The organism is Flavobacteriales bacterium, assembly GCA_013001705.1.
In the GTDB taxonomy this organism is placed as follows: Bacteria; Bacteroidota; Bacteroidia; order Flavobacteriales_D; family JABDKJ01; genus JABDLZ01.
In genome coordinates this window covers 1-6,856 of the sequence record JABDLZ010000160.1, presented here as the reverse complement: position 1 = coordinate 6,856, position 6,856 = coordinate 1, and the positions used below count along the sequence as shown (strand labels likewise).

8 protein-coding genes are annotated in these 6,856 nt (G+C 49.5%); all 8 read left to right on the top strand.

Annotated features, from left to right (window positions below):
- Nucleotides 1-183, top strand: a 183-nt coding sequence (gene paaA / locus HKN79_06655) for a 1,2-phenylacetyl-CoA epoxidase subunit A (GenBank protein ID NNC83239.1), incomplete at its 5' end; no start/stop codon positions are given.
- An 89-nt stretch (nt 184-272) separates the two neighbouring features.
- On the top strand, nt 273-563 hold the full coding sequence (paaB, locus tag HKN79_06650; GenBank protein NNC83238.1) for a 1,2-phenylacetyl-CoA epoxidase subunit B: 291 nt from the start codon (nt 273-275) through the stop codon (nt 561-563).
- A complete protein-coding gene (paaC, locus tag HKN79_06645; GenBank protein NNC83237.1) occupies nt 563-1,312 on the top strand; it encodes a phenylacetate-CoA oxygenase subunit PaaC in 750 nt (249 codons plus the stop codon). The genes paaB and paaC overlap by 1 nt, the downstream gene beginning before the upstream one ends.
- A gap of 94 nt (nt 1,313-1,406) precedes the next feature.
- Nucleotides 1,407-1,907, top strand: coding sequence for a phenylacetate-CoA oxygenase subunit PaaJ (gene paaJ / locus HKN79_06640; protein ID NNC83236.1), 501 nt, complete (start codon nt 1,407-1,409; stop codon nt 1,905-1,907).
- Nucleotides 1,908-1,920: 13 nt separating this feature from the next.
- Nucleotides 1,921-2,922 carry a DUF2183 domain-containing protein gene (locus tag HKN79_06635; protein NNC83235.1) on the top strand — a complete coding sequence of 334 codons (1,002 nt, stop codon included), beginning with the start codon at nt 1,921-1,923 and terminating at the stop codon, nt 2,920-2,922.
- Nucleotides 2,923-2,959: 37 nt separating this feature from the next.
- A complete protein-coding gene (locus HKN79_06630; GenBank protein ID NNC83234.1) occupies nt 2,960-4,114 on the top strand; it encodes a 3-hydroxybutyryl-CoA dehydrogenase in 1,155 nt (384 codons plus the stop codon).
- Between the two features lie 30 nt (nt 4,115-4,144).
- Nucleotides 4,145-4,582 carry a four helix bundle protein gene (locus HKN79_06625; protein ID NNC83233.1) on the top strand — a complete coding sequence of 146 codons (438 nt, stop codon included), beginning with the start codon at nt 4,145-4,147 and terminating at the stop codon, nt 4,580-4,582.
- 80 nt (nt 4,583-4,662) lie between these two features.
- The coding region (gene paaZ / locus HKN79_06620; GenBank protein NNC83232.1) for a phenylacetic acid degradation bifunctional protein PaaZ at nt 4,663-6,856 on the top strand (2,194 nt) is incomplete at its 3' end.

Here is a 6,856-nt window from a genome sequence, read left to right as displayed (position 1 = left end):
GCTTATGACTTCGGTGAGATCGACTGGGATGAATTCTGGCAGGTGGTCAAAGGTGATGGACCTTGCAACCGAGAACGTTTGAAAGCGCGCAATGACGCTTGGGACAAAGGTGCTTGGGTAAGGGAGGCGGCTGTAGCCTATGCCGAGAAGAAATCACAACGGAAGGAATCAAAAGTAGCCTGAGACAAGTTGTTGGGTTACTGGGTATGTGAGTTGACTCTTTCACGAGACCATCTAGCGCCTAAACCCCGCAACTCAGAAACACGAATGCAATGAGTGAAAAGAAACAATGGCCCATCTGGGAAGTCTTCATCCGCAGTAAGAACGGACTGGAGCATCGCCATGTAGGGAGTCTTCATGCCTCTGACGAGGAAATGGCCTTGGAGAACGCACGTGATGTATATACACGTAGACAAGAAGGCGTGAGCATCTGGGTGGTGGAGTCCAAGCATATCCACGCGACCAATCCAGAGGATATGGGTGAGCTGTTCGAGCCGGCCAAGGATAAGGTCTATCGACATCCTACCTTCTATGACCTACCAGACGAATTGAAGCATATCTGATGAAGGACCAACTCTATAAATATCTCCTTATGCTGGGAGACAATTCATTGATCATCGGTCATCGACTGAGCGAGCTATGTGGGCATGGTCCCAATCTGGAGACCGACATCGCCCTGACCAATCACTCCTTGGATTTCTTTGGGCAGGTCAGAAGTTATTTCCAATACGCAGGTGAGATTGCTGGAGAAGGAGATGAAGACACCATCGCCTTTCTACGCTATGAGCATGAGTACTTGAACGTGCACCTGGTCGAACAGCCCAATACGGATTTCGCTCATGTGATCGTCCGGCAATTCCTCTTCGATGCATTCCATTATCCTCTTATGAGAGCATTGATGCAGAGTTCGGATAAGACCTTGGCAGCCATAGGAGCTAAAGGTGAAAAAGAAGCAGCATATCACCTGCGTTTCTCCAGCGAGTGGGTAAAGCGATTGGGAGATGGCACAGAAGAGAGTCACCAAAGAGCGCAAGATGCTTTGGACCATCTCTACCGACTAGGTCATGAGCTTTTTGAAGAGACAGAAGTAGAGCGAGAAATGAAGGAAGCGGGTATTGGAGCTGACCTCGAATCCATTCGTACAGAATGGAAAGAGACCACAGATAATGTACTGAAAGAATCGACCTTGACCATCCCAGAAGGCCCGGCTGCTATAACGGGAGGAAAGCGTGGCATACACACAGAGCACATGGGATATATCCTAGCTCAGATCCAATACATGCAACGGGCCTATCCCGACATGGTGTGGTAATGGATGGGTCTTGCTTAACAGTTGACTGTTATTCGGACCACCCACTTCGAATTCCTACGGCTCCTCCTCTATCTCAGCAATACGTAGCAAAGGAGTGAAATCGACTATTGAACATATCGAACCTGAGATCAGGTCCATCCTAGATACCGTCCATGACCCGGAGGTCCCGGTGTTGACCGTAATCGACTTGGGTATCATGCGCAAGGTCGAGCGCGATGGGAAGAAGATCCTATTGCACATCTCTCCTACCTATTCAGGTTGTCCAGCCATGGACACGATCTCGGATGATCTCAAAACCGCCTTTGCACGCAATGGATTCGAGGCAGTAGTAAAGCTAGTCCTATCACCCGCTTGGACCACGGATGATATGAGCGAAGAAGGGAAGCGAAAACTGGAAGAGTATGGCATAGCTGCACCGCTGGATGAGTCGGCCGATAAAGCCGCTTTGACGGGTACAGGGAACCAGGTACCGTGTCCCCGTTGTAAATCCACGGACACCAAATTGGTCTCAGCTTTCGGTTCTACAGCCTGTAAAGCCCTCTTCCAATGCAATGACTGCCTGGAGCCATTCGACTATTTCAAGTGTTTACGGTGATTTCCTTCTGACCATGCGATTCATCTCCCGTATCCTCGACAAAAAAGACCCAGTTCACATCATGCCCTTCGGTGGATATGCTAATGATACCCAGATGATCTGTCGGGCCCGGGTGCTCGAAGATGAGGGGATCGCCTACACTGAGGATGATGGAAAACTGCGCAACATCTGGAATAGTTTCAAGCGATTTGAAAGCGATGAATGGTCCGATGTGCTGGTCAGGGCCACATTGAAGGAAAAAAGGATAGAGTTGATCAGTGACCGAGAAGGGTATGTAGAAATCGATGATAGCCATGATTTCGAAGAGCGCCCAGAAAGCATGCAGTGGCTACCGGTCGAGTTCTCTCTAAGCCTTGCAGGACAGGACCCTTTCAATATCCTGACCCGGGTCATGCAACCTGGAAAAAATGCTCGATTCGGAATCATATCCGATGTGGATGACACCGTCATCCATACAGGAGTAAGCAGTCGCTTCAAATGGCGGTTAATGGTCAATAGTGTAGCCGCTCATAGTTACGAACGTAAAGCATTGAATGGAGCGGCTGGATTCTACTCAGCACTTCACAAAGGACCCACTGCCAAAGAACAGAATCCGGTCTTCTACGTGTCCAATAGCCCATGGAATCTGCACGAGTACCTCAGCACCTTCCTGCAACACCACTCATTTCCTGAGGGGACGCTTCTATTGCGCGATTTCGGTCTTAAAACTATGAAGAAGGCTCATCCTTTCCTTGAAGGAGCCAAGTATAAGCATGTCGTACAGATCCTCAAGATGTACCCCCATCTACCCTTCATCTTGCTGGGCGATGCGGCCGAATTGGATGCCGATATCTACTTGCATATAGCTAAAGAATTTCCAGAACAGATCCAGGCTATCTACATACGGGCAGTGGATCATGTGAAGCGGACCGACCGAGTCAAGGAGCTGATCTTGGCACATAAGAATCGGCCAATCTATCTGGTCGGAGATATGCAGGAAGCACAAGAGCACGCACGCACCATCGAGCTCATCTAGTGGAAGAGATACCTTCGCACCATAACGAATCACGACTATGACCATCGGAATCATCGGCTCTGGCACCATGGGGAGTGGAATTGCCCAAGTGGCAGCCACGTATGGCTGGAATGTCAGGCTATTCGATACTCGGCAGGATGCACTGGATATCAGCCAAGGCAAATTAGAGAAGCTCCTTTCCAGGTTGATAGAGAAAGGTAGAATGGACGAGAGTAAGAAGACGGATATCCAATCCAAGATCGACTACGTGAATTCCATGCAGTCCTTCGCAGAGTGTGATCTTGTCATCGAAGCGATCATCGAGGATCTGGAGATCAAGAAGTCCGTCTTCCAGCAAGTAGAATCCATTGTTTCAGATGACTGCATCATTGCAAGTAATACCTCCTCGCTGAGTATAGCATCTCTCGCATCGTCATGCCAACAGCCTGAGCGATTCATTGGAATCCATTTCTTCAATCCAGTACCCTTGATGAAGTTGGTAGAGATCATTCCTGCAGTACAGACCAGCGAATCAACAAGTACCAAAGCGCGTACGATCATCGACTCATGGGACAAGCTAACGGTCATAGCCAAGGACACACCGGGTTTCATTGTCAACAAGGTGGCCCGTCCTTTCTACTCCGAGGCATTACGCATCGCTGAAGAAGGAATCGCGGATTACGCCACCATCGATTGGGCCATGAAGGAGATCGGAGGATTCCGCATGGGACCCTTTGAGTTGATGGATTTCATCGGAAATGATGTGAACTATGCCGTGACCGAGTCTGTTTTCGAGGCATTCTATTATGACCCGCGTTATAAGCCCGCATTCACACAGAAAAGACTCGCTGAAGCGGGTTATCTCGGACGGAAGTCAGGTAGAGGATACTATGATTACTCCGAGAGCAACTCTTTGCCTCGACCCAAGACCGATGAGACTCTGGGCAAAGAGATCGTAGACCGCATAGTCGCACTGCTGATCGATGAAGCTGCTGATGCTGTGATGTACGGCATTGCATCCAAAGAAGATGTCGAGACGGCTATGACCAAAGGTGTCAACTACCCCAAAGGACTACTCGCATGGGCTGATGAGATCGGGATATCTACGGTGGTCGAGCGATTGGATACCCTATTTGATCATTACCATGATCCGCGTTATAGATGCTGTGGCTTGTTGAGGATGATGGCCAAGGACAAGAAGACATTCTATTGAATCAAAATCTAAATGAGAATTTGACTGAAAATGGAAGAGGAAAAGCTATATGATACTCTGGTTGATTCGACCGAGACTCTGAACGTCAGCGATTTCACCGAGAATATCTACAATTATGAAGATCGATTGGTTCGTTTTGCCGGGGAAGTGAAACTCTGGTATATGAGAATCGAGAAATCAGATGTCAATAAGTACTATGGGCATCAATTACTCCGATCATCAGGGGGAGCTGCCTTGAACTATGGAGAAGCACAAGGAACGCTGACTCCGAAAGACTTCATTTTCAAGATGAGCTTAGTTCACAAGGAACTCAGGGAGTGCAGAGTGAATCTCAAGATATTGGACCACGGTGAATCTTCGAATGAGATCAATGTACTCCTGGAAGAAGTCTCGGAATTAATGGCGATAAGTGCTCGAATGATATTGAATGCTCAGAAAAAACATGGGCATCAATCAAAATCAAAATGAGAATCAAAATGATCGGCTCATTATGACAAAAGACGATCCGTGTCATTTTGATTTAGATTTTCATTCACATTTTAATTGATATGAAACTAGAAAACTACGTACTCGGCAACTGGACTCCCGGAGATGGAGATGGAACACCGCTTCACAATGCCGTGAATGGTGAGCTCGTGGCTACGGCTACCACCAAGGGATTGGACTTTGGAGACATCCTGCAATACGGACGAGATCATGGAGAAGCGCTGCGCAAGATGACTTTTTGGGAACGAGGAGTCATGCTGAAGAAACTCGCACTTTATCTCACCAAGCGCAAAGACCAGTTCTATGAGATCAGCTACAAGACCGGTGCGACCAAAGTCGATTCTTGGATAGATATCGAAGGGGGATTCGGCAACCTCTTTGCCAATGCTTCTCTGCGCAGGAACTTCCCAAATCAGACCTATCATGTGGATGGAGAACCCATCGACCTGAGTCGAGGAGGGTCATTCATGGGTCATCACATCATGGTACCCAAAGAAGGTGTGGCCATCCACATCAACGCCTTCAACTTCCCGGTATGGGGCATGCTCGAGAAATGCGCTGTGAACTGGATGGCAGGAGTCCCAGCTGTCGTGAAACCCGCCACTCAAACGAGTTACCTGACCGAAGCTGTCGTGCGTGAGATCATCGCCAGTGGAATTCTACCAGAAGGGGCACTTCAATTGATCTGTGGCTCTGCTCATAGCATCTTGGACACAGTGGAGTCTCAAGACGTGGTCACCTTCACAGGATCCGCCACTACAGGGCGAATGCTGAAGTCCAATGCGCGGATCATCGAAGAATCCGTACCCTTCAATATGGAGGCCGATTCTCTCAATTGCACCGTGCTGGGAGAGGATGCGGTACCTGGTACTCCCGAGTTCGACATATTCATCAAGGAGGTGCGCAAGGAGATGACCGTGAAGTGCGGACAGAAATGTACCGCTATCCGCAGGATATTTGTTCCTGAGAACCTGGTCGAGGATGTACAGATTGCCTTGGGCAAGGCCCTCGGCAAGGTCACCATCGGTGACCCCACCCATGAGCAGGTGCGCATGGGTGCCCTGGCCAGTATGGACCAGGTGGCCGAGGTCAGAGAGCGGGTAGCAGAGATCACTGCTACCGGAGAGATCGTCTATGGAGACCCTCAGAAAGTTGAGACCATCGGTGCTGATGCTGAGAAAGGTGCATTCCTCTCTCCTATCCTTATGCTGGAAAAGAACCCCCATACAAATAGGGCCGTTCATGAGGTAGAGGCATTCGGTCCGGTGAGTACCTTGATGCCCTACAATGGAATCGATGACGCCATCGAGTTGGCCAAGATGGGGAAAGGATCATTGGTCTGCTCCATCACTACAGCAGATGATAGCATAGCGAGAAAATTCACCATTGGAGCAGCAAGTCATCACGGCCGTATCCTGATCCTCAACAGGGATTCTGCCAAGCAAAGTACCGGTCACGGTTCTCCCCTACCGACCCTGGTCCATGGTGGCCCTGGAAGAGCAGGCGGTGGAGAAGAAATGGGCGGTGTGCGCGGTGTCAAACACTATCTGCAACGCTGCGCCATTCAAGGATCTCCGACCACCTTATCTGAAGTCACAGGAATCTACCAGGCCAATGCAGCCTATAAGGAGGCCGAGAAACATCCTTTTGCCTATCATTTCGAGGACATCCGACCGGGCATGAGCCTGAAGACCCACAAGCGGACGGTCACCGATACAGACATCATCAACTTCGCCAATCTAACCTGGGATCACTTCTATGCCCATACCGATATCACGAGTCTGGATGGAAGCATTTTTGAGAAGCGGACGGCCCATGGATATTTCATCATCTCGATGGCAGCCGGGCTCTTCGTCTATCCCAATAAAGGACCAGTAGCAGCCAACTATGGTCTGGAAGACTGCCGCTTCACTCGACCGATCTACCACAACGACACGCTCTATGTGCGTCTGACCTGTAAGGAGAAGCGGGAGCGTGATGCTAAAGGGAAGGAACATCCATCGGGCATTGTCAAGTGGTTTGTGGAGGTATTCGATACAGACGATGAACTCGTGGCTGTAGCGACCATACTGACCATGGTACAGAAGAAAAGTCCATTCATGGAAGTGAGCGCGAAGAATCTCACAAAGGCCTTGGCCAAATTGAAGGAAGACACCAAACCGAAATGGGGTAGCATGAGCGCCCAACGGATGGTCGAGCATCTGGAAGAAGCCTATGAATATGCCATGACCGATGAGGAGCGGGAGATCACTACAC